This is a genomic window from Streptomyces sp. NPDC042346, assembly GCF_055581845.1.
This window is the reverse complement of sequence record NZ_JBVJEH010000007.1, coordinates 363,039-387,735: the sequence shown is the minus strand read 5'-3', so window position 1 is coordinate 387,735 and position 24,697 is coordinate 363,039. Positions and strand designations below refer to the sequence as shown.

Annotated in this window: 6 protein-coding genes; 5 read left to right on the top strand and 1 reads right to left on the bottom strand. The window is 72.2% G+C overall.

Annotation, left to right across the window (positions count from 1 at the left end; translation table 11 throughout):
• The first annotated feature begins 58 nt into the window (after positions 1 to 58).
• Positions 59 to 1,246 carry an acyl-CoA dehydrogenase family protein gene (locus tag ACZ6K0_RS27790; RefSeq protein WP_376396370.1) on the top strand — a complete coding sequence of 396 codons (1,188 nt, stop codon included), beginning with the start codon at positions 59 to 61 and terminating at the stop codon, positions 1,244 to 1,246.
• Between the two features lie 207 nt (positions 1,247 to 1,453).
• On the opposite strand, the gene ACZ6K0_RS27785 is transcribed toward ACZ6K0_RS27790, so the two are convergent.
• Complete coding sequence (locus tag ACZ6K0_RS27785) at positions 1,454 to 1,849, bottom strand: YybH family protein (RefSeq protein WP_376396373.1); 396 nt, start codon at positions 1,847 to 1,849, stop codon at positions 1,454 to 1,456.
• A 248-nt stretch (positions 1,850 to 2,097) separates the two neighbouring features.
• Here ACZ6K0_RS27785 and ACZ6K0_RS27780 point away from each other — a divergent pair, with 248 nt between their 5' ends.
• The 4 genes from ACZ6K0_RS27780 (at position 2,098) to ACZ6K0_RS27765 (ending at position 24,695) form a co-directional block, all read left to right on the top strand.
• Positions 2,098 to 3,699 (top strand): aspartate aminotransferase family protein, encoded by a 1,602-nt coding sequence (locus ACZ6K0_RS27780; protein WP_469232302.1) that lies wholly within the window; start codon positions 2,098 to 2,100, stop codon positions 3,697 to 3,699.
• Between the two features lie 53 nt (positions 3,700 to 3,752).
• A complete protein-coding gene (locus ACZ6K0_RS27775; RefSeq protein ID WP_469232304.1) occupies positions 3,753 to 5,081 on the top strand; it encodes a PucR family transcriptional regulator in 1,329 nt (442 codons plus the stop codon).
• Between the two features lie 53 nt (positions 5,082 to 5,134).
• A complete protein-coding gene (locus tag ACZ6K0_RS27770) occupies positions 5,135 to 13,801 on the top strand; it encodes a type I polyketide synthase (RefSeq protein ID WP_469232306.1) in 8,667 nt (2,888 codons plus the stop codon).
• 127 nt (positions 13,802 to 13,928) lie between these two features.
• Positions 13,929 to 24,695 (top strand): SDR family NAD(P)-dependent oxidoreductase, encoded by a 10,767-nt coding sequence (locus tag ACZ6K0_RS27765; protein ID WP_469577211.1) that lies wholly within the window; start codon positions 13,929 to 13,931, stop codon positions 24,693 to 24,695.
• The last annotated feature ends 2 nt before the right edge of the window (positions 24,696 to 24,697 follow it).

Below are 24,697 nucleotides of genomic sequence, written 5' to 3'. Positions count from 1 at the left end.
TCCGAGGCGATTCCGGAAGAAGTGAACTCCCGCAGGGAAACCAACCAAGGAGAATTGCGTGTCCACAGACCTTGAATTCCGTTACGAGCCCGAGGTCCAGGAGGTCGTCGAGCGGGCCCGCACGCTGGTGCCGCTCCTCCGGGAGCACTCGGCCCGCAGCGAGCAGGACCGGAAGCTCGCCGACGAGTCCGTGGAGGCGCTGCGCTCGGCCGGGTTCTTCCGGATGAGCGTGCCGCGCGCCTACGGCGGCGACCAGTTCAGCCTCCGTACCCAGGCCGCGGCCCTCGCCGAGCTCGGCCGGGGCTGTGCGTCGGCGGGCTGGCTCGTCGCCATCACCGGCGCGGCGGAGACGCTCGCGAACCTGATCCCGGAGAAGGGCGCCAAGGAGATCTTCGGGCCCAGCCCCGACGTGTTCGTGTGCGCGAACGGCGGCCACCACTCCGCCACGGCGACCCAGGTGGACGGCGGCTACCGCGTCACCGGTACGTTCCCCACGATCTCCGGCGTCGAGATCGGCGACTGGATGATCCTGCCCTTCATCCCCCTCGTCGCCGACGGCGAGCCCACGGGGGAGCTCATCTCCCTCGCGGCGCCGCCCAAGGAGGGCGTCGTCCACCACACCTGGAACGTGGCCGGCATGCTCGGGACGGGCAGCCACAACGTGGAGTTCGACGGGCTCTTCGTGCCGGAGAGCCGGAGCATCGACCACCCGATCGACCCGGAGCTCGGGCCGCTGAACCTCCCCAAGCTGGAGACGTTCGCCGCGGTCGCGCACCGGACGATCGCGGCCCTGGTCGGCGCCTCCCACGGGGCCCTCGACACGGTGCGGGCCATGCTGGACAAGGGCAAGCCGCTGGGCGACACCATCTACGAGTCGTCGCTCGACTCCCCGCTCGTGCGGCAGTGGCTCGCCGAGGCCACGCACGACGTGGACACGGCGTACCACTATCTGCTGGCCTCCGCCGACATGTTCGACGCCGCCTCCGCGGAGGGCGGCATGTCGCGCGGTGAGCGCACGCGGGCCCGGCTGCACATGACATCCGCGCTGCAGAGCGCGCGGCAGGCCATGGCGAAGCTGCTCGACCTCGGCGGCACCAGCGGCTTCGCCTCCTCCAACCCGCTCCAGCGGTTCTGGCGGGACCTGGAGACCGGCAGCCACCACATCCACTTCAACCGGCTCGTGAGCTGGGAGGACTACAGCCGCTCCCTGCTGGGCATCGACCCCGCGGTGTCGGTCATCCACTGACGTCCACTGCTCCTCGGCCCGGCCCCGCACGCGGTACGAGTCACGCGGTACGAGACACGCGCTACGAGTCACGCGGTATGAGGCGCGCGGTATGAGGCGCGCGGTATGAGGCGCGCGGTATGAGGCGCGCGGTACGAGAAACGCGGTACGAGAAACGCCCCGCTTCCCGAAGCTTCCGGGAAGCGGGGCGTTCTCGTGCCGCCACGGTCAGGACGAGCCGAAGCGGTTGTCGATCGCGAAGCGCCACCCGCCGGGCTCGCGGACCAGCACGTCGGTCGCCCGCCCCTGCGTGCTCGTGCGGCCGCCGTCCGGCGCGTTCTCCTCCAGCGTCCACTCCGTGATCACCAGCGCCACGTCGCCGGCGACGTAGGTGTGCGCGTACTCGAACTCGACATGCGGCTGGGCCGTCCGGAAGTAGCCGTCCAGCGCCTCGCGCAGGTCGCCGCTCCTGCCGAGCGCGAGCCCTCGCTCCACCACGGTCAGACCCTCGGCCGTGTAGTTGGCCAGGGTCGCGTCCACGTCTCCCGAGTTGAACGCGGCCTTGTAATTCCGGTTGAGTTCACCGAAGGCCTTCTCGTGTTCCGTTCCGTTCGTACTGGGCACGGGCAACTCCTGTTCGCTCAACGGCCGGCATACGTCGACCTGGTCGATTCCACGTTTCGGAGGCTACCGATTCACCCTAACTTCCGAATAACCCGCGACCCTCGCGACCGGTTTCCGCGGCGTACCTATGCAGGGATTAGAGGGTAGTTATTCACGCCTTGCCATGATGACTTTCGTGTGTGGCGATCGAACGGCCCGCCGCACCCATCACGTCAAGCCGGGAAGCGGACCTGCGGAGGTAACGCCGAATGACACTCCACGCGAACGACCTCGTGGACACCGAACTGCACCGAGCCGTTTCCCAGGTCGGCCTCGACGTCGAGTACACCCGCTCCCGCGGGAACACGATGTGGGCACGCGGCAAGGACGGCGGCGAGATCCCGGTGACCGACTTCATCAGTGGCTACGGCTCGCTGATCCTCGGCCACAACAACCCCGAGATCGTCGCCCGGGCCAAGGAACTCCTCGACCGGGACACCCCCGTGCACGCGCAGGTGTCGCTGCGCCCGGAGGCCGCCTCCGTCGCCGCCGCCCTCAACCGCATCGTCCACCGGGAGTTCGGCACCGACGAGCCGCACCACGCGGTCTTCGCCAACTCGGGCGCCGAGGCCGTCGAAGTCGCCGTCAAGCACGCCGAGATGGACCGGCGCCTGCGCCTGGCCGAGGTGCTCGTGGCGGTCGAGGAGCACATCACGGAGGCGCGGGGCGCGATCGCCCAGGGAACCGCCGTCCTCGCCCCTGCCGTCCTCACCGCCCTCGGCCTGCCGGCCACGGCGGCGCCCGAGGTCGCGCTCGACGCCCTGGAAGCCCGCGTCCGCGCGTTCGACGACCACACGCACCCGGCGATCGCACCGCGCCTGCTCAGTCTGGTGGGCGGCTTCCACGGCAAGCTCATGGGCAGCATCCAGCTGACGCACAACCCGCAGTTCAGGACGCCGTTCACGGAACTCTCCGCGCAGTCCCGCTTCGTCCCCGTCGACCGGCCGGACGCGCTCCGTGCGGTGTTCGAGGCCGAGCGGACGCCCCTGCTCGACGTATCGGTGGAGGACGGGGTCGTGGACGTCGTCGAGCGCGACGCTCCGGTGTTCTGCGCGCTGCTGGTCGAACCGGTGCAGGGCGAGGGCGGCATCGTCCCGATCTCCCCCGAGTTCGCCAAGGAACTCCAGTCCCTGTCCGCGGAGTTCGACTGCCCCCTCGTGATCGACGAGGTGCAGACGGGCGCCGGACGCTCCGGCGCCTTCTTCGCCGGCTCGCTGCTCCCGCTCCGCGGCGACTACTACACCCTCGCCAAGAGCCTGGGCGGCGGACTCGCGAAGACCGCGGTCACGTTGATCCGGGAGGCGCGCTACCGCCCCCAGTTCGAGCTGGTGCACAGCTCCACCTTCGCCAAGGACGCCTTCTCCAGCGGCATCGCCCTCAAGGTCCTCGAACTTCTGGAGGCCGACGGCGGAGCCGCCTACGGTGTCGCCGCGGAGCGCGGCGCCCGCCTCGTCGAGGCACTGGAAGCGGTACGCGCCGAGTACGACGACATCATCTCCGACGTCCGGGGCGTCGGCCTGCTGGTCGGGGTGGAGTTCGCCGACCGGTCCGCCGTCGGCTCTCCCATGGTCAGGCAGACCCAGCCCGCCGGCCTCTTCGGGTTCCTCGTCAGCGGGTTCCTGCTGCACGAGCACCGAATCCGGGTGATGCCGACCGGCAGCGCCCCGAACACCCTCCGCCTGGAGCCGTCGATAGCGCTGACCGACGACGAGATCTCCGGTCTCGCCGAGGGGCTGCGCGAGGTGTGCGCGATCCTCCGCGACCAGGACGACGCGCGGCTCACCGCCTTCGTCGGAGCCCGCACGTTCTAGGACACGGCCCACCCGCGATCCACCACCCCCACTGTGTTCACGGAGAGGAAGCCATGCCCATCCATGGTGACGCGCACCGGCTCCGCCGGTTGCTGCTGGTACCGGGGGACGAGCGGTCGCCGTCGCGCGGCGTCTGCCGTGCCGAGGTGCTCGACGAGGTCGTCGCCCGGTGCGGTCCCGACGCCGCCGCGTGGGCCGCCGAGACCGGCCTCGGGCTGCTCGACGTCACCACCCGTGAGCTCGCCGGCTGCGAGAGCGCCGTCCTGACCCCCAAGGACCACGAACTGCTCGAACTCGTCGCCGCGTGGATCGCCCTGCGCCTCGGCGGGGAGACCTCCCCGCCCGCCGCGCTCACCACCGACGTCGAGGACGTGGTGCGCACCCACGTCGAGCGGGGCTTCGAGCTGGACAGCGTGCTGACGCTCGTCCGCATCGCCCACGGGCGGATTGCCGCGGATCTGCTCCGGGCGTGCGAGAAGGCCGTGCCCGCGCAGGACCTGCCCTCGGCCATGCGGGACGTGTCCACGACGCTCTTCGACGCGGTCGAGGTCCTGTGCCGGCTGGTCTCGCGCCGGTTCTCCGTGGAGCGCGAACAGTGGCTCACCGGCCAGGACGCCCAGCGGCGGAGCATCGTCTGGGACATCCTGCGCGGCGCCCACGTCGACACGGACAAGGCGAGCCGCCGGCTGAGCTACGACCTCCGCCAGAACCACGTCGGCCTCGTGCTCCGGTCCGACGACTCCACCCGCGCCGACGGCCTGGAGCGGACCGCCGCGCGGGTCCTCGAACGCGCGGGCGCCACCTCCACGCTGCTCGTCGCCGCGGGCGCCGGACGCCTCTGGGCCTGGGGCGCCGTACCCACGACGCGGCCCCAGGACCTGTCGGGCCAGCCGCTGCCCCTCCACGTACGGGTCGCGGCGGGGCTGCCCGGGCCGGGACCGGCCGGGCTGCGCCTGACGCACGACCAGGCGGCCACGGCTGCGCGCATCGGCGGCTCCACACGGGCCGCCCACCGCATCCACGAGTACCGCACGCTGGAACTGGTGGCCCTGCTGATGGCGGACGAGGCCGCGGCCGCCGACTTCGTACGCCGTGAACTGGGCGCCCTCGCCGATGCCTCGCCCTCGGCGGCGACCCTGCGGACCACGCTGAAGTGCTACCTGGACGAGGACCGGAGCCTGGCGGCGGCCGCCCGGCAGCTCCACGTCGCCAAGAACACCGTCCTGTACCGGGCGCGCAAGGCCGCGCAACTGCGCGGGCGGCCCCTCGACGAGAACCGGCTGCACCTGCACGCCGCGCTCTGCCTCGCCGAGGCGCTGGGCCCGGTGCTGCTGCGGCCACAGGACGACAGCGGCCCGGCTCGGCTCCACGCGACGGCCTGACCGAGACAGCCCGACCGAGAGACAGCCCGACCAGAGCGAGAACGGGGAAGCTGATGAGCACTGGCACCACTGGATCCGGTCCCGACCTCACCGCCGTCGCCATCGTGGGCGTCGCCTGCCGGCTGCCCGGGTCCGACGACCCGGACGCCTTCTGGGAGCTGCTGCGCGCGGGACGCAGCGCCGTCACCGAAGTGCCTCCCGAGCGGCGCCGGCACCTCGGCAGCGCGCGGTGGGCGGGGCTCCTGGCCGACGTCGACCGGTTCGACGCGGAGTTCTTCGGCATCTCGCCGAAGGAGGCCGCCTCGATGGACCCCCAGCAGCGGCTCATGCTGGAGCTGGGCTGGGAGGCGCTGGAGGAAGCGGGCGTACGGCCGCCGGATCTGCGCGGCTCCGCCACCGGCGTCTTCGTCGGCGCGATGGCCGACGACTACGCCCTCCTCGGCGCACAGGCCGGCGGCCGTGCCACCACCCGGCACACCCTGACCGGTGTGGGCCGGGGCATTCTGGCCAACCGGCTCTCGTACGTCCTCGGCATCCACGGCACCAGCCTGACCGTCGACACCGGCCAGTCCTCCTCGCTCGTCGCGGTCCACCTGGCGTGCGAGGCGGTGCGGCGCGGCGAGGTCGGCCTGGCCATCGCCGGAGGCGTCAGCCTCGGCCTGGCTCCCGAGAGCACCCTGCGGGCGGAACGGCTCGGCGCGCTCTCCCCCGACGGCCGCAGCCACACCTTCGACGCCCGCGCCAACGGATACGTCCGGGGAGAGGGAGGCGCCGCCCTGATCCTGAAGCCGCTGGCCGCCGCGCTCGCCGACGGCGACACCGTGCACGGCTGCATCCTCGGCGGGGCCGTGAACAACGACGGGGCCGGCGCCACGCTGACCGCGCCGAACAGCGCCGCGCACGCGGCCGTGCTCACCGCCGCGTACGAGCGGAGCGGCGTCGACCCGGCGGAGGTGGCCTACGTCGAACTCCACGGCACCGGCACCAAGGTGGGCGACCCGGTCGAGGCCGCGGGGCTCGGTGCGGTGTTCGGTCCCGAACGGCCCGTACGGGTCGGCTCCGTGAAGACGAACATCGGCCACCTCGAAGGTGCGGCGGGCATCGCGGGGCTGCTCAAGGTCGTCCTCTCCCTGCGCCACCGCGGGCTCCCGGCCAGCCTGAACTACGACACGCCGAACCCTGACATCCCTCTGGCGGAGCTGGGCGTCGAGGTCCAGCGCGCCTTCGAGCCCCTGCCCTCGCGGGGTCGTCTCGTCGCGGGCGTGTCGTCGTTCGGCGTGGGCGGCACCAACTGCCACCTGGTCGTCACGACGGCCCCGGAGGGGGCCGGCGCGGGAGCGAAGGACAGTGCGGGGGCGGGGGACGGTGCGGGGACGGGGGCCGGTGCGGAGTCGGAGGCCGGCGCCGGGACGGAGGCCGACGTTGCGGCGGAGGCTGGCGCCGGGACCGAGGCCGGTGTCGAGTCGTCGGCCGGTGCCGGGACCGAGGCCGGGGACGAGTCGTCGGCCGGTGTCGAGTCGTCGGCCGCCGCGGTGGCATGGCCCGTGTCGGCCCGGTCTGCGGCGGCGCTGCGCGGGCAGGCGGCCCGGCTGCACGCCTTCGTGACCGCACGCCCCGAACTCGACCTCGCCGACATCGGCTTCTCCCTCGCCACGGCCCGGACCTCGTTCCGCCATCGCGCGGTCCTGTCCGGCACCACGCGCGAGGACATGCTCGGCAGCCTGAGCGCGCTGAGCGAGGGCCGGCAGGCCGCCCACCTGGTGCGCGGCGAGAGCCGCGCCACCACGGGCGGCACCCTCTTCGTCTTCCCCGGCCAGGGCAGCCAGTGGCCCGCCATGGCCCGGGACCTCATCGCCCGGTCCCCCGTCTTCGCCGAGGCCGTGGAGCGCTGCACCCGGGCCCTCGACCCGTACGTCGACTGGTCGTTGACCGACGTCCTCCGGCAGGTGCCGGGCAGCGCGTCCCTGGACCGGGTCGACGTCGTCCAGCCGGCGCTCTTCGCCGTGATGGTCTCGCTGGCGGAGCTGTGGGGCTCCGTCGGCGTCCACCCCGACGCCGTCGTCGGCCACTCCCAGGGCGAGATCGCCGCCGCGTACGTCGCGGGCGCCCTGTCGCTGGACGACGCGGCGGCCGTGGTGGCCCTGCGCAGCCGGGCCATCATCGCGATCGGCGGAGCCGGCGCGATGGCGTCGGTGCCCCGGCCCGTCGCCGAGGTCCGCACGCGACTCGCCGAGCACGCCGCGGCGGTGAGCGTCGCCGCGGTGAACGGACCGTCGTCGACCGTGGTCTCCGGTCCCGCCGCGGACCTGGAGCGCCTGGTCGCCGAGTACGGAGCAGCGGGCGTCGACGCGCGCATGATCTCCGTCGACTACGCGTCCCACTCCGCGTACGTCGAGGAGATCCGGGACGAGGTGCTCGCGGTGCTCTCCGACATCCGTCCCCGCAGCTCCGACCTGCCGTTCTACTCCACGGTGACCGGTGGTCTCGTCGACACCGCAGGGCTGACCGGCGAGTACTGGTACCGCAATCTCCGGCAGACGGTGGAGTTCGAGCAGGCGATCCGGTCGGCGTCCGCCGATGGTCACCGGACGTTCGTGGAGTGCAGCGCCCACCCGGTGGTCGGGGTGGGCATCGGCCAGATCCTCGACGAGGTCGACGCGGACCGCTCCCCCGCCGACCGGTCGTTCGTCACGGGCACCTTGCGCCGCGACCACGGCGACCTGGCGTCGTTCTTCGACGCCCTCGGGCGCCTGCATGTCAACGGGGCACCGGACACGGACATCGTGGACTGGCACGCCGTCCACGCGGACCGGAACGTCCGTCGCGTCTCCCTGCCGACGTACGCCTTCCAGCGCAGCAGGCACTGGCTCGACGTCCCGGAGACGTCCGAGCTCACCGGAGAGGGTGATGGGTACGAGTACGCAGACGAATACGGGCACGACCTCGGCGTCGGCGTCGGCATCCACGTCGACGGGAGCGCGGAAGCCACCGGGAGGCCCGAGGCCGGGCTTTCCGCCGACGACTTCCTCGCCGTCGTCCGCGAAGCCGCCGCGGTCGTCCTGGGCCACTCCGCCCCCGCATCGGTACCCGTGGACCTGTCGTTCAAGGAGCTGGGCTTCGACTCGGCGGGAGCCCTGGAGTTCCGGGTCGCCCTGGGCGAGGCGACCGGCCTGCGACTGCCCGCGACACTGACCTTCGACCACCCCACCCCCACCGCCGTGGCCCGCCACCTCGTGGCACTCGCCGGCGGCACAGCGGGGAACACCGCACAGGAACACGCCCGGCCGGCCGCCTCGGACGACGAACCCATCGCGATCGTGGCGATGAGCGGCCGCTGGCCCGGAGGCGCCGACGACCCCGATCAGCTGTGGCAGCTCGCGCTCGACGGGGTGGACGCCATCACGCCCTTCCCCTCCAACCGAGGCTGGGACACCGAGGGCCTCTACGACCCCGAGCCCGGAAAGCCGGGCAAGACCTACACGCGCCAGGGCGGATTCCTCCACGACGCCGACAGGTTCGACGGCGCGTTCTTCGGCCTGAGCCCGCGTGAGGCGACCGCGATGGACCCGCAGCAGCGGCTGCTCCTGGAGTCCGCCTGGGAAGTGGTGGAACGGGCGGGCATCGACCCGGCCTCCCTGCGGGGCAGCAACACGGGTGTGTTCGTGGGCCTGATGCCACAGGAGTACGGCCCCCGGCTTCAGGACACCCCGGAGGAGCATCAGGGGCACGCGCTCACCGGGGGGACGTCGAGCGTGGCCTCCGGCCGGCTGTCCTACGTGCTGGGGCTTGAGGGCCCGGCGATCACCGTGGACACGGCGTGCTCGTCGTCGCTCGTCTCCCTGCACCTGTCGGTGCAGTCGCTGCGCCGGGGCGAGTGCGAACTGGCGGTCGCGGGCGGTGCGACGGTGATGTCGACACCGGGGATGTTCACCGAGTTCGGCCGCCAGCGCGGCCTCGCCCCGGACGGCCGCTGCAAGTCCTTCTCGGACACGGCCGACGGCACCGCGTGGGCGGAGGGCGTCGGGCTGCTGCTCCTGGAGCGGCTGTCGGACGCGCAGCGCAAGGGACGCCGGGTCCTGGCCGTGATCAGGGGCAGCGCGGTCAACCAGGACGGCGCGAGCAACGGCCTCACCGCACCCAACGGACCCGCCCAGGAACGCGTCATCCGAGCCGCGCTCAACGACGCCGGCCTCACCGCACGCGACGTGGACGTCGTGGAAGCACACGGCACCGGCACCACACTCGGCGACCCGATCGAAGCCCAAGCCGTCCTCGCGACGTACGGACAAGACCGCCCCACGAACCAACCCCTCTACCTCGGCTCCCTCAAGTCCAACATCGGCCACACCCAGGCCGCCGCAGGCGTCAGCGGCGTGATCAAGATGGTGCAGGCGATACGGAACGGCACGGTTCCCGGCACCCTCCACATGACCGAACTGTCGCGCCACGTGGACTGGTCCGCAGGAGCGGTCGCGGTCCCGAAGGACGCCGTTGCGTGGCCGGAGACGGGGAGGCCGCGCCGGGCGGGTGTGTCGTCCTTCGGCATCAGCGGGACGAACGCCCACGTGATCGTGGAGCAGGCACCCGAGGTGGACCTGCCGATGCCGATGGCTTCCGGTGTAGTGGTGCCGTGGGTGCTGTCGGGGCGTACGGACGAGGCGGTACGGGAGCAGGCCGCCCGGCTGACGGAATGGGTCGGGAAGTCTCCCGAACTCGACCTGACAGGTGCCGGGTTGGCACTCGCCACCGCACGCAGCCGCTTCGAAAAGGGCGCTGTCGTCGTGGGCGCCGACCGCGAGGAACTCCTCTCGGCCCTCGCCGAGATCACCGACGGCCACACGCCGCTCGTCGGCCCCGCCGGAAGTGGGGTGGCGATGCTGTTCGCCGGCCAAGGCGGACAGCGAGCAGGCATGGGCCGGGAGTTGTACGCAACCTATCCAGTGTTCGCCACAGCCGTCGACGACGTCCTGACCGCCGTCGACAAGGAACTCACCGGGTTCGTCGACCACCCGGTCCGCGACGTCCTCCTCGGAGACACCGACCCCGACCTCCTCAACCAGACCGTCTACACCCAGACAACCCTCTTCGCCATCGAGATCGGCCTCTACCGACTCCTCGAATCCTGGGGCGCACGACCTGACTGGCTCGTCGGCCACTCCATCGGCGAAATCGCCGCCGCCCACATAGCCGGAGTGTTCTCCCTGGAGGACGCGGCCCGCCTGGTCGCCGCCCGAGGCCGGCTCATGCAGGCACTGCCGGAGGGAGGTGTCATGGCAGCCGTCGAAGCGACCGAAGCCGACGTACTCCCGCTCCTCGACGATGCCGTGGGACTGGCAGCGGTCAACGGACCCACCTCCGTCGTCATCTCCGGCACACACACCGCCGCCGAACGCGTCACCGCACACTTCGAGAACACCGGCCACCGGGTGAAACGGCTCAAGGTCAGCCACGCCTTCCACTCACCCCTGATGGAACCGATGCTCGACGACTTCGCCGCGATCGTGGAAGGCCTGACCTACCAGGAACCGTCGATACCCATCGTGTCGACCGTCACCGGGATCCCCGTCGAACCCGACACCCTCACCGACCCCGCCTACTGGGTCCGACATGTCCGCAACACCGTCCGCTACCACGACGCCATCACCCACCTCGCCCACGAACACGTAGGCGGATACGTCGAGATCGGCCCCAGCGGCGTACTCGTCGCCCAGACCCAACAAATCCTGGACGCCACCGGCCACGAAGGACACCTCGTCCTCCCCACCCTCAGGGCCGGACAGCCGGAAGCCCACACCACCCTCACCGCCCTCAGCCAACTCCACCTCGCCGGCACCGGCATCACCCCCGACTGGCAAACCGTCTTCGCCAACCGCACCCCCCAAACCGACCTCCCCACCTACCCCTTCCAACGCCAGCGCTACTGGCTCAACGCCCCCACCCCCGCCGCAGACGCCGCCGCTCTCGGCCTCACCCCGCTCGGGCACACGCTCCTGCACGGTGGTGTGGAGTTCGCCGAGAGCGAGGGAGCGATCCTTACCGGCCGGTTCTCTTTGGACTCCCACCCCTGGCTGGTGGACCACACCGTGCTCGGCCGGGTCCTGCTGCCCGGGACGGCCTTCGTCGAACTCGCCTTGTGTGCAGCCGATTTCATTGGCTGCGATCGCGTCGAGGACCTGACTCTGTCCGCGCCGCTGATCGTGCCCACCGACGGTGACGTCCAGGTCCAGGTGTCCGTCGGCCCGGCCGACGAGCGGGGCGGGCGGTCGCTGACGGTGCACGCGCGGTACGACGGTGGGGAGTGGACCCGCCATGCCGAGGGGTTGCTCGGGGCCGACGCGGTGCCGCCGGCCGGGGCCCACGGGGCCTGGCCGCCTCCGGAAGCGGTTCCTGTGGATGTCGACGCCCTCTACGACACCTTGCGGAACAGCGGGTACGCCTACGGTCCCGCGTTCCGCGGCCTGCGGGCCGCCTGGCGGGTCGGCGACGAGCTGCTCGCCGAGGTCGCGCTGCCCGAGGGTTCCCCGGACGGGTTCGGGCTGCACCCGGCTCTCCTCGACTCGGCCCTGCACCCGGTCGTGGGGCTCGCCCTCGGCGAGGAGGAGCCGACCGTACGGCTGCCGTTCGCGTGGACCGGGGCGACGCTTCACGCCACGGGCGCTGCCGAGCTGCGGGTGCGCATCACTCCGGACGGCGAGGGTGCCGGGGGCGTGACGATCCGCGCCGTCGATCCGGCGGGCGCGCCGGTCGCCTCCGTACGTTCGCTGCGTCTGCTCCCCGTCCCCCTGCACCGCATCGAGGCTGCCGACCGGGCGCTGCCGTACCGCCTGGAGTGGGTGCCAGGCACCACGGCGGATTCGGAGACAGCCACAGCCGCGGCTACGGCCACAGCCACCGAGCAGGCCTCGACGCCGACCGGTTCGTGGGTCCTGATCGGCGAGGGTGTCGGCGCGGGCCTGCCAAAGGTTCCCGTCCACCGCGGCCTGGGCGGGCTCGGCGACGACGTACCCGACGTCGTCCTGTTCGATGCCCGTGGCGGGCAGAACGGGTCCGGGGCGGACGAGGACCACGTGGTCGCGGACGTGCACGCCGCCCTGGCAAGGACGAGCGGCTTCCTGCGGTCCTGGCTGGAGGACGAGCGCTTCTCCGCATCGACGCTCGTCGTCGTCACGGGCGGTGCCGTCGCCGTCGGCGAGGGGGACGTGCCGAACCTCTCCACGGCGCCGCTGTGGGGCCTGGTGCGGTCCGTACAGGCCGAGCACCCGGGCCGGATCGTGCTGCTCGACGTGGACGAGCACGCCGCGACGCCCGCGGCCGTCGCGGCCGCCGTGGCCGGAGGCGAGCCCCAACTAGCTGTCAGGGAAGGCTCGGTGCTCGTACCCCGGCTCGCCCGTCTGAAGCCGCGCGAGGTGGAGCAGGACGCCGGGCTCTCGCCGACGGGCACGGTCCTGATCACCGGCGGCACCGGAACGCTCGGTGCGCTCGTCGCCCGCCGACTCGTCACGCGGCACGGTGCCCGGCACCTCCTGCTGACCGGCCGGCGCGGCCCCGCGGCGCCCGGCGCCACCGAGCTCGCGGAGGAGCTGACCGGACTCGGAGCGCACGTCCGGATCGCGGCGTGCGACGTCGCGGACCCCGACGAGCTCGCCGCACTGCTGGCGGGCGTTCCCGAGGAGCATCCGTTGACGGCGGTCGTCCATGCCGCCGGCGTCCTGGCCGACGGCGCCTTCACGTCGCTCTCCGACGAGTCCTACGCGACCGTGCTGCGCCCCAAGGCCGACGCCGCCTGGAACCTGCACCGGCTCACCGCCGGCGCCGATCTCGCCGCGTTCGTCCTCTTCTCCTCGGCCGTGGGCGTGCTGGGCAATGCCGGTCAGGCCAATTACGGCTCCGCCAACGCCTTCCTCGACGCCCTCGCACAGCACCGCGCCGCACGCGGCCTGCCCGCGACGGCGGCCGCGTGGGGGCTGTGGGCGGAGGAGGGCGGGATGACCGACGCCATGACGCAGGCCGATGTGGTCCGCATGGGCCGCCGCGGACTCGCCGCCATGTCCACGGCGCGGGGACTCGACCTGTTCGACACCGCCCTGACGGAACGGGACCCGGTCCTGGTGACGGCGGTCGTCGACACGGCGGCGTGGGACCCCGACACCGGTTCTCCGGTGGTACGGAGTCTGGTCCGCGGGCGGCGGCGCCCGGAGGCGGCCACCGGCACGGCGCCCGTCCGCTCGCTGGAGCAGGACCTGGTGGGCCGGTCGGCCGAGGAGCAGCACGCCGTGCTCCTCGACCTGGTCCGGCGTACCGCCGCGGGCGTGCTCGGGCACGGCAGTCCGGACGCAGTACCCCCCCGGACCGGCTTCCTCGAAGGCGGGTTCGACTCCCTCGGCGCGGTCGAGCTGCGCACCCGGCTGAACCTGGCCACGGGCCTGCGACTGCCGACGACTCTGATCTTCGACTATCCGACTCCGGACGCCGTCGCCGACTACCTCCGCACCCGGCTCGTGGGCGAGACCACGGTCTCCGTCATGGCCGAGCTGGAGCGCTTCGAAGCCGTCGTGGCGACGCTCGCCTCGGCATCGGAGGGCGGCGCCGAGCGCGCCGCCGTCGCCGGCCGCCTCGGCGAGCTGCTCCGGCGCCTCGACTCCGAGGCGGAGGCGGAGATCTCGGCGGCGACCAACGACGAACTCTTCGCACTCATCGACGAGGAGCTCCAGCTCCCCTGACCGCGCGATCCCTGGACCGCGTATCCGCATGACCGCGCGATCACCCGATCGCTTGATCGCTGGACCGCGTGATCGCGCTCAGCGGTCAGGAACCCCAGCCCCCGATCTGCCGGACCCGGCGCCCCACTTGGCAAGGAGATTGATTTCCGTGGCGGACGACCAGAAGCTGCGTGACTACCTGAACCGGGTCACCGTCCAGCTCAAGCAGGCCCGTGCTCGCCTGCACGAACTGGACGAGCCCATCGCCATCGTCGGCATGGCCTGCCGGTACCCGGGTGACGTGCAGTCGCCGGACGACCTCTGGCGGCTGGTGGACGAGGGTCGCGACGCGGTGACCGGCTTTCCCGCCAACCGCGGCTGGGACCTCGACGCCCTGTACGACCCCGACCCCGCCACCACGGGCACGTCGTACGTGCGCGAGAGCGGGTTCGTGCACGACGCCGACGAGTTCGACGCGGAGTTCTTCGGCATCTCCCCGCGCGAGGCGCAGGCGATGGACCCGCAGCAGCGGCTCCTCCTCGAATCCGCCTGGGAGGTGCTGGAGAACGCCGGCATCCGGCCCGGTCCGCTGCGCGGCAGCGCCACGGGCGTGTTCGTCGGCATCATGGCCCAGGAGTACGGCCCCAGCCTGCTGAACCCGTCGCTCGACGCCGTCGACGGCTATCTGGTGACGGGCAATCAGCTCAGTGTGGCCTCCGGACGCATCTCGTACACGTTCGGCTTCGAGGGTCCTGCGATGACCGTCGACACCGCGTGCTCGTCGTCGCTGGTCTGTGTGCATCTCGCCGCACAAGCCCTGCGCAACAGGGAGTGCGACCTGGCGCTGGCGGGTGGCGTCGCGGTGCTCTCGACGCCCGGCTTCTTCATCGACTTCAGCCGGCAGCGCGGGCTCGCCGCGGACGGGCGCTGCAAGGCGTTCGCCGCGTCCGCGGACGGCACGAGCTGGAGCGAGGGCGTGGGCATGCTCGCCCTGATGCGTCTCTCCGACGCCGAACGCCGGGGCCACCGGGTGCTCGCCGTGATCCGGGGCAGCGCGGTGAACCAGGACGGCGCGAGCAGCCAGCTCAGCGCGCCCAACGGTCCTTCCCAGCAGCGGGTCATCCGACATGCCCTGGCCGACGCCCGGCTGACCCCGGCCGATGTGGACGCCGTCGAGGCCCACGGTACGGGCACGCCGCTGGGCGATCCGATCGAGGCGCACGCCCTGCTCTCGACGTACGGGCAGGACCGTCCCGCGGACCAGCCGCCGCTCTACCTCGGTTCGCTGAAGTCGAACATCGGTCACACGCAGGCCGCCGCGGGGGTCGGCGGCATCATCAAGTCGGTCATGGCCATGCGCCACGGCGTCCTGCCGCGCACCCTCCACGTCGACGCGCCCACACCGCACGTGGACTGGGCCGAGGGGGCGGTGGACCTGCTCACCGAGGCACGGCCGTGGCCCGAGACGGACCGGCCCCGGCGGGCCGCCGTCTCGTCGTTCGGGATCAGCGGCACCAACGCCCACATCATCCTGGAACAGGCACCGCCCGCAGCGGCCGAAGCCCAGGAGACGGAGCCCGGTGACAGCCCCGTGGCAGCGGGCGTCGTCGAGGACACGGACGTGACCGCCCCCTCCTCCCTGTGGGTCCTCTCGGGAGGCACCGAGCAGGCGGTTCGGGACCAGGCGGCACGGCTCCTCGCGCACGTGACCGGCGCCCTCGCCACCGACCCCGCGCTCCGTCCCGCGGACATCGGTTTCTCCCTGGCCGACACGCGGACCCACTTCGACCGGCGGGCCGCTGTGGCGGGCGATCACGAGGAGCTCCTCAGCGGCCTCGCGGCCCTCGCGGAGGGGCGGCGTGACGTGGGCCGGGTGCCCGCGTCCGACCCGCGCCCGGTGTTCGTCTTTCCCGGCCAGGGCTCGCAGTGGGTGGGCATGGCGACCGAACTCGCCGCGACGTCCTCCGTGTTCGCCGAGTCTCTGGACGCGTGCGAGCGGGCCTTGGCGCCGTTCGTGGACTGGTCCCTGACCGACGCGCTGTCCGACCCGGAGCTGCTGGAGCGCGTCGACGTGGTGCAGCCGGTGCTGTTCGCGGTGATGGTGTCGTTGGCGCGGCTGTGGGAGTTCCACGGGGTGGTCCCGGCCGCGGTGGTGGGGCATTCACAGGGCGAGATCGCCGCCGCCGTGGTGGCGGGAGCACTCTCCCTGGACGACGGCGCCCGCGTCGTGACCCTGCGCAGCAAGGCCATCGGCGAACTGCTCAGCGGACACGGCGCCATGATGTCCATCGCCGCCTCCGCGTCCCGAGCCGCAGAACTCATTGCGCAAACAGGCGAAGCCGCCGGAACGACGGAGGGACGCGATCCGACGGAGCGCGTCGGCGTCGCCGTCGTCAACGGCCCCGCCTCCGTCGTCCTCGCCGGCGAACCCCACGCACTGACCCTGATCGCCGCCACCTGCGCAGACCAGGGCATCCGCCACCGCCTCCTGCCCGTCGACTACGCCTCCCACAGCCCCCAGGTCGCCACCATCGAGGAACGACTCCTCACCGACCTCAAGACCATCACCCCCCGCCCCTCCACCACCCCCTTCTACTCCACCGTCACCGGCACCCTCCTCGACACCACGGAGCTGGACGCCGCGTACTGGTACCGCAACCTCCGGCAGACCGTCCTCTTCCACGACACCACCCGCACCATCGCCGACAGCGGATCCCGCGTCTTCATCGAGATCAGCCCCCACCCCGTCCTCACCTCCGGCATCCAGGACACGCTCGCCGAACACGCCCCCGATGCGGCGGCCTTCGGCACGCTGCGCCGCCACAACGGCGGCCTCGAACGGTTCCTGGCCGCTGTCGGCGAGTCGTACACCCACGGTCTGACCCCGGACTGGTCGACGGTCTTCGGCGACCGGCCCCGCCGCGTGGACCTGCCCACGTACGCCTTCCAGCGTCGCCGCCACTGGCTGGATCCGGTCGCCTCGGCCGACCCCACGCAGCTGGGGCTCGCCGTCACCGGCCATCCCCTGCTCGGTGCGGTCGTGCACGCGGCCGACAGCGACACCGTCCTGTTCACCGGCCGCGTCTCGCTGACGGCGGATTCCTGGCTGGACGACCATCAGGTCTTCGGCACGGTCCTCGTTCCGGGCGCCGCCCTGGTCGAGCTCGCCGTCCACGCCGGTGACCACGTCGGGGCGTCGGTCCTCGACGAACTGGTCATCGAGGCACCCCTCGTCCTCACGCCGGACCGGCCGCGCCGGCTCCAGGTGTCCGTCGGCGCCGAGAGCGACGGCACCCGCACGATCGCCGTGCACAGCCAGGCCGATCAGGACCCCGCCGAGTGGACCCTCCACGCCACGGGAACGCTGGGGATGGGCACGAGTACGAGTACGAGTACGAGTACGGGTACGGGTACGGACGCGGATACGAGTACCGGTCCAGGTACGGGTACGGGCGCGGATACCGGCGCGGGCTCGCACGAGCCGTTCGTCTGGCCGCCGGAGCGGGCGAGCGAGCTGGACCCCGCCGCGATGTACGACACCCTCGCCGACCTCGGCCTGACCTACGGCCCCCTGTTCCAGGGAGTCCGCGCCGCGTGGCGTGCCGGCGACGCGCTCTACGCGGAGGTCGTCCTGGGCGAGGAGGCGACCACCGGCTTCGGCATTCATCCCGCGCTGGTCGACGCGGCCCTGCACACCTACGCCCACGAGGCCTTCTCGGACGGCGCGGTCCGGCTGCCGTTCGCCTGGAGCGGTGTCCGGCTCCACGCGACCGGAGCCACCACCCTCCGCGTACGCCTCACCCCCACCGACGACAACACCGTCAACCTCCACGCCACCGACCCCACCGGCCAACCCGTCCTCACCATCGACGCCCTCACCACCCGCCCCATCGCCCCCGACCAACTCGCCACCGCCGCCCGCGCCCCCGGCCAGGAGACGCTGTACGAGGAGTCGTGGACCGCCACGACCCTGACCGCGGCCGAGACGGCCACGCTCTTCGCGGCGGACGACGTCCTGAACGGCGCCGAACCGGGCGACGGCGTCGTCGTCCTGGACGTGCCGGCCACGCCGGGCGAACCGCTCTCCGCCACCCGCACGGCCGTCCACCGGGTCCTCGACGTCCTGCGACGCTGGCTGACCGAAGAGCTCTGCGCCGAGTCGACCCTGGCCGTGGTCACCCACGGACACCTCGACGCCGATCCGGCCGCCTCCGCCGTCTGGGGCCTCGTGCGGTCCGCGCAGTCGGAGCACCCCGGCCGGATCGTGCTCGTCGACGCCGTGTCCGAGGCCGGGCCGCCGCCGAACCTCACCACGCTGGTGCCGGCGGCTCTCGCGCTCGGCGAACCGCAGCTCGCGCTCCGGTCCGACGAGGTCCTGGTGCCACGTCTCGCACGCTTCGCGCCCCCCGGCGATCCCACGCCTGCGCCGGCCTCCGAGCCCGCATCCGATCCCACGCTCTGGCGGGCGGACGGCACGGTCCTCGTCACGGGCGGCACCGGGACGCTCGCCACCCTCGCGGCGCGGCATCTGGTGACCGTGCACGGGGTCCGTCACCTGCTGCTGACGAGCCGGCGCGGCATCGCCGCGGCGGGCGCCCCCGAACTGGTGGCGGAGCTGGAGGAGCAGGGCGCGAGCGTGACGGTGGCGGCCTGCGACGTCGGCGACCGCGACGCCGTCGCCGCGCTCCTCGCGAGCATCCCCACCGAGCACCCGCTCACCGCCGTCGTCCACACGGCGGGTGTCCTGGACGACGGCCTGGTGACGTCCCTGACCGAGGACATGACCGAAGCGGTCCTGCGTCCGAAGGCCGACGCCGCCTGGCACCTGCACGAGCTCACCCGGGACCTCGACCTGTCGGCCTTCGTCCTCTACTCGTCGCTGTCGGGCCTGATCGGAGGACCCGGGCAGGCCAACTACGCCGCGGCCAACTCCTTCCTGGACGCCCTGGCACGGCACCGTACCGAGCTGGGCCTGCCCGCGGTCTCCCTCGCCTGGGGCCTGTGGGCCGACGCCAGCGCCATGACCGGTCAGCTCTCCGACCTCGACCACCGGCGCCTCACCCGCACGGGCCTCGCCCCGATCGACGGCGAGGCGGGCATGGCGGCCTTCGACGCCGCGCTGGCCCTCGGGCGGCCGGTCGTCGCGATCACCCCGCTCGACCGGGAGGCGCTGCGCGCCGCCGACCCCGTGCCGGCCCTGTTCCGCGGCCTCGTCCGCAGTACGCGCCGACGGGCCACCGGTGGCGCCTCCGACGCGGGCCCGCTCGCCGACCGGCTGCTCCGACGGCCGCCGGCCGAGCAGCGGGAAGCCCTCCTCACCGTCGTACGCGAGCAGGTCGCCCACGTCCTCGGGCACACCGACGCGTCGGCCGTCCCGATCGGACAGGCGTTCCGGGACCTCGGCTTCGACTCCCTCACCTCGGTCGAACTGCGCAACCGGCTGACCAAGGCCACCGGCACCCGGCTGCCCGCCACGCTCGTCTTCGACCACCCCACCCCCGAAGCGCTCGCCCTGTTCCTGGGGGCCAGGCTGGGGCTGGGAGAGACCAGGACGATCGAGGCCGCCCCGGCCACGGCCACCGACGAACCCCTCGCGATCGTCGGCATGGCCTGCCGCTTCCCCGGAGACGTACGCACCCCGGAAGAGCTGTGGCAGCTGCTCGAATCCGGTACGGAAGCCCTGTCGGACCTGCCGGGCGACCGCGGCTGGGACCTCGGCAGACTGCGCGACGACCCCGCGAGCCCGGAGGCCGTCGCCATCTTCCGCGGCGGGTTCCTGCACGACGCCGCGGAGTTCGACCCGTCGTTCTTCGGGATCTCGCCCCGCGAGGCGACGGTCGTCGACCCGCAGCAGCGGCTGCTCCTGGAGACCGTGTGGGAGGCGATGGAGCGGGCGGGCATCGACCCGGCCTCGCTACGGGGCAGCAACACCGGTGTGTTCGCGGGCTCCATGCACCGTGACTACAGCGCCCGCTTCACCGGCAGCCCGGACGGCTACGACGAGGTGCTCGGCACGAGCAACGCGGGTGGTGTCGTCTCCGGCCGAATCTCCTACACCTTCGGATTCGAGGGTCCCGCGGTCACGCTGGACACGGCCTGCTCGTCGTCGCTCGTGGCCATGCACATGGCCGGTCAGTCGCTGCGCTCGGGCGAGTGCGACCTCGCCCTGGCCGGCGGTGTCACCGTCATGTCCACCCCCGAGACCCTTCAGGAGTTCAGCCGCCAGCGCGGCCTCTCCGCCGACGGCCGCTGCAAGGCGTTCGCGGCCGGAGCCGACGGCACCATCCTGTCCGAGGGTGTGGGGGTGCTGCTCCTGGAGCGGCTCTCCGACGCGCAGCGCAACGGCCATCGCGTACTCGCGGTGCTCCGGGGCAGCGCCGTCAACCAAGACGGCGCGAGCAACGGCCTCACCGCACCCAACGGACCCGCCCAGGAACGCGTCATCCGCCGAGCCCTCGCCAACGCCGGCCTGACGGCCGCAGACATCGACGTCGTCGAAGCACACGGCACCGGCACGACACTCGGCGACCCGATCGAAGCCCAAGCCCTCCTGGCGACGTACGGCCAGGACCGCCCCGAGGACCAGCCGGTACTGGTGGGCTCACTGAAGTCCAACATCGGCCACACCCAGGCCGCCGCAGGCGTGGGCGGCGTGATCAAAATGGTCGAGGCGCTGCGCCGTGGCGTCGTACCGAAGACCTTGCACGTGGACGAGCCCAGCCCCCACGTGGAATGGGACAGCGGAGCGGTCGAACTCCTCACGGAGAACCGCACCTGGCCCGACACGGGAAGGTTGCGCCGAGCGGGCGTCTCCTCCTTCGGCATCAGCGGGACGAACGCCCACGTGATCGTGGAGCAGGCACCGGAGGTGGACCTGCCGACGCCGGCGCCTTCCGGTGCGGTGGTGCCGTGGGTGCTGTCGGGACGGACGGACGAAGCGGTACGGGAGCAGGCCGCCCGGCTGACGGAATGGGTCGGGAAGTCACCCGAACTCGACCTGGCAGGTGCTGGGTTGACACTCGCCACCGCACGCAGCCGCTTCGAACGAGGTGCCGTCGCCGTCGGCGCCGACCGCGAGGAACTCCTCTCGGCCCTCGCCGAGATCACCGACGGCCACACGCCGCTCGTCGGCCCCGCCGGCAGCGGGGTGGCGATGCTGTTCGCCGGCCAAGGCGGACAACGCTTCGGAATGGGGCAGGAGTTGTACGCGACCTATCCGGTGTTCGCCACGGCCGTCGACGACGCCCTGACCGCCATCGACAAGGAACTCACCGGACACGTCGACCACCCGGTCCGCGACGTCCTCCTCGGAGACACCAACCCCGACCTCCTCAACCAGACCGTCTACACGCAGACAACCCTCTTCGCCATCGAGATCGGCCTCTACCGGCTCCTCGAATCCTGGGGCACACGACCGGACTGGCTCGTCGGCCACTCCATCGGCGAGATCGCCGCCGCCCACATAGCCGGAGTGTTCTCCCTGGAGGACGCGGCCCGCCTGGTCGCCGCCCGAGGCCGGCTCATGCAGGCACTGCCAGAGGGAGGTGTCATGGCGGCCATTGAAGCGGCAGAAGCGGACGTCATCCCTCTGCTCGACGACGCCGTCGGAATCGCCGCCGTCAACGGACCCACCTCCGTCGTCATCTCCGGCACACACACCGCCGCCGAACGCGTCACCACCCACTTCGAGAACACCGGCCACCGGGTCAAGCGACTGACCGTGAGCCACGCCTTCCACTCACCGCTCATGGAACCGATGCTCGACGACTTCGCCGGCATCGTGGAAGGACTCACCTTCCACGAGCCCTCGATACCGATCGTGTCGACCGTCACCGGGCTCCCCGTCGAATCGGACACCCTCACCGACCCCGGCTACTGGGTCCGACACGTCCGCAACACCGTCCGATTCCATGACGCCATCGCGCACCTCGCCGACCAACACATCGGCGGATACGTCGAGATCGGCCCCAGCGGCGTACTCGTCGCCCAGACCCAACAAATCCTGGACGCCACCGGCCACGAAGGACACCTCGTCCTCCCCACCCTCAGGGCCGGACAGCCGGAAGCCCACACCACCCTCACCGCCCTCGGCCAACTCCACCTCGCCGGCACCGGCACCACCCCCGACTGGCAGACCGTCTTCGCCAACCGGACCACCCTCACCGACCTCCCCACCTACCCCTTCCAACGCCAGCGCTACTGGCTCAACGCCCCGACCCCCGGGGATCGTTCAGGGTCCGGCACGGGTCATCCCCTCCTCGCCTCGGTCGTCGACGTCGCCGACAGCGGCAGCCTCGTCCTGTCGGGCCGCCTCTCCACAGCGACACACCCCTGGTTGACCGACCACCTCGTCCTCGGCTCCGTCGTCGTCCCCGGCTCAGCCTGGATCGAAGTCGCTCTGTACGCCGCCGGCCAGAGCGGAGCGACCACCCTCCAGGAACTGGTGATCGAGCGACCCCTCGTCATCGACGAGGACGAATCCGTACGCCTCCAGGTCCACATCGGCACCGACGACGCAGGCGTACGGTCGATCAGCATCCACTCACGCCCCGACGACGAAGACACCACCTGGACACGACACGCCACCGGCGTCCTCGGCACCGAACCCCCTCCCCCCGCCGACACGTTCGCACAATGGCCGCCTGCCGGAGCCACCGCCCAGGACCCCGATCAGCTCTACACCGCGCTCGCGGAGTCCGGTCTCCTCTACGGCCCCGTGTTCCAGGGGGTGGAGGCGTTCTGGCGCAGGGGTGACGAGCTCTTCGCCGAGGTCGCGCTGCCTGAGGATACCGAGGCCGACGGCTTCGGTATCCATCCGGCGCTGCTCGATGCCGCGTTGCACCCGCGTGCCCACGACGTACTCGCCGACGGCGGCGTCCAGTTGCCCTTCGCGTGGAGCGGAGTCCGTCTGGACACAGCCGGGGCCACCCGCCTCCGGGTCCGGCTCGCTCCTGCGGGCGACGACGGGGTGTCCCTCCAGGCGGCCGACATCACGGGCGCGCCTGTGCTGACCGTCGAATCGGTGACGGCGCGTCCCGTCGCGGTGGAGCAACTCTCCGCGCCCGGCGGGCAGTCCGAGGGGGCGTTGCTGGAGCTCACCTGGTCGGCCCTATCTGTTCCGACCACCGCCGCCTCGGTCGTCGTGACCCCGCTGGCGGACGCCCTGGTCTCGACCGAGCCGCTCGACGGCGTGGTCGTCCTGGACGCGGGGGACGTTTCGCACACAGGGGACGACGAGGAAGCGTCCGGATCCGGCGCTCCCGCGGACGTGCCGACCGTAGTGCGTGCCGCCACCGCTCAGGTCCTCGATCTGTTGCGGCGCTGGCTCGCCGCGCCGCACCTGGAGGGGACCCGGCTCGTCGTACGTACCACCGGTGCTGTGGCCGTGGAGCCGGCGGAGTCACCGGACTTGGTCACCGCCACGGTGTGGGGGCTGGTGCGTTCGGCGCAGTCCGAGCATCCCGGACGCATCGTCCTCGTCGATGGAGAGAAGGGCACTGAGACGGACCTCGCGTCGGTCCTGTCCTCCGATGAGCACCAGGTGGCCGTGCGCGGCGGGCGCCTGCTTCGGCCTCGTCTCGTCCCTCTGCCGGTGCCGGTGCCGGATGGTGCTGCCCCCTGGACCACGGAGGGCACCGTCCTGATCACCGGAGGCACCGGCTCACTCGGCGCCGCCACAGCCCGACACCTCGTCCACCATCACGGCATCCGCCACCTCCTCCTCACCAGCAGGCGCGGACCCCACGCCGAAGGAGCCACCGAACTCCACACCGAACTCACCCAAGCAGGCGCCCACATCACCATCACCGCCTGCGACACCACCGACCCCTCTCAACTCGCCGACCTCCTCACCACCATCCCCACCCACACCCCCCTCACCGCCGTCATCCACACCGCAGGTGTCCTCGACGACAGCGTCATCACCACCATGACCCCCACCCAACTCCACGACGTCCTCCGCCCCAAAGTCGACGCCGCCTGGAACCTCCACCACCAAACCCAACACCTCAACCTCACCGCCTTCGTCCTCTACTCCTCCGTCGCAGGAGTCCTCGGCACCCCCGGCCAAGCCAACTACGCCGCCGCCAACTCCTTCCTCGACGCCCTCGCCCAACACCGCACCACCCACCACCAACCCGCCACCTCCATCGCCTGGGGACTCTGGGCCGACGCAACCGGCATGACCCGACACCTCTCCGACGCGGACCGGTCCCGGCTCACGCGGAACGGGCTGGGCCCGATCAGTACCGCCGTGGGTACGGCGCTGCTCGACGCCGCACGTGCGACGGGCCGGCCCGCCGTCGCCGCGTCGGCGGTACTCGGGGTCGCGCGCGGTGAGGTGCCCGTCGTCCTGCGGGATCTCGTCCGCACGGCGCGGCGCCGCGAGACAGCGGTGCCCGATGGCGGGGGTTCGTTCGCCGAGCGGTTGCGGCCGCTCACGGGGGCCCAGCGGACCGCGTTCCTGATCGGCCATGTACGCGACCAGGTCGCCCAGGTGCTCGGGCACGACGATCCGGCCGCGATCGGCCAGGACCAGCCCTTCCAGGACCTCGGGTTCGACTCGCTGACCGCCGTCGAGCTGCGCAACCGCCTCTCCGAGGTCGCCGGTGAACGGCTCCCCGCGACGGTCGTGTTCGACCACCCCACGCCCCACGCCCTCGCCACGTTCCTGCTCGACCGTCTCGTCCCGCACCCGCACGTGGCGGCACGGGCCAAGGTCGACGAACTCGACGTCTTCCTGGCCGAACTCGCCCTTGCCGACGAGGACAGGTCGCAGATCACCACACACCTGGAACGCCTGATCGACCGCTGGCGCGACCGTGCGCCGGACACGCCCGGAGACCCGGAGGCCGATCTGGACTCCGCCTCCGACGAGGAACTGTTCCGCCTGGTCGACACCAGCCGAAAGGAATGACG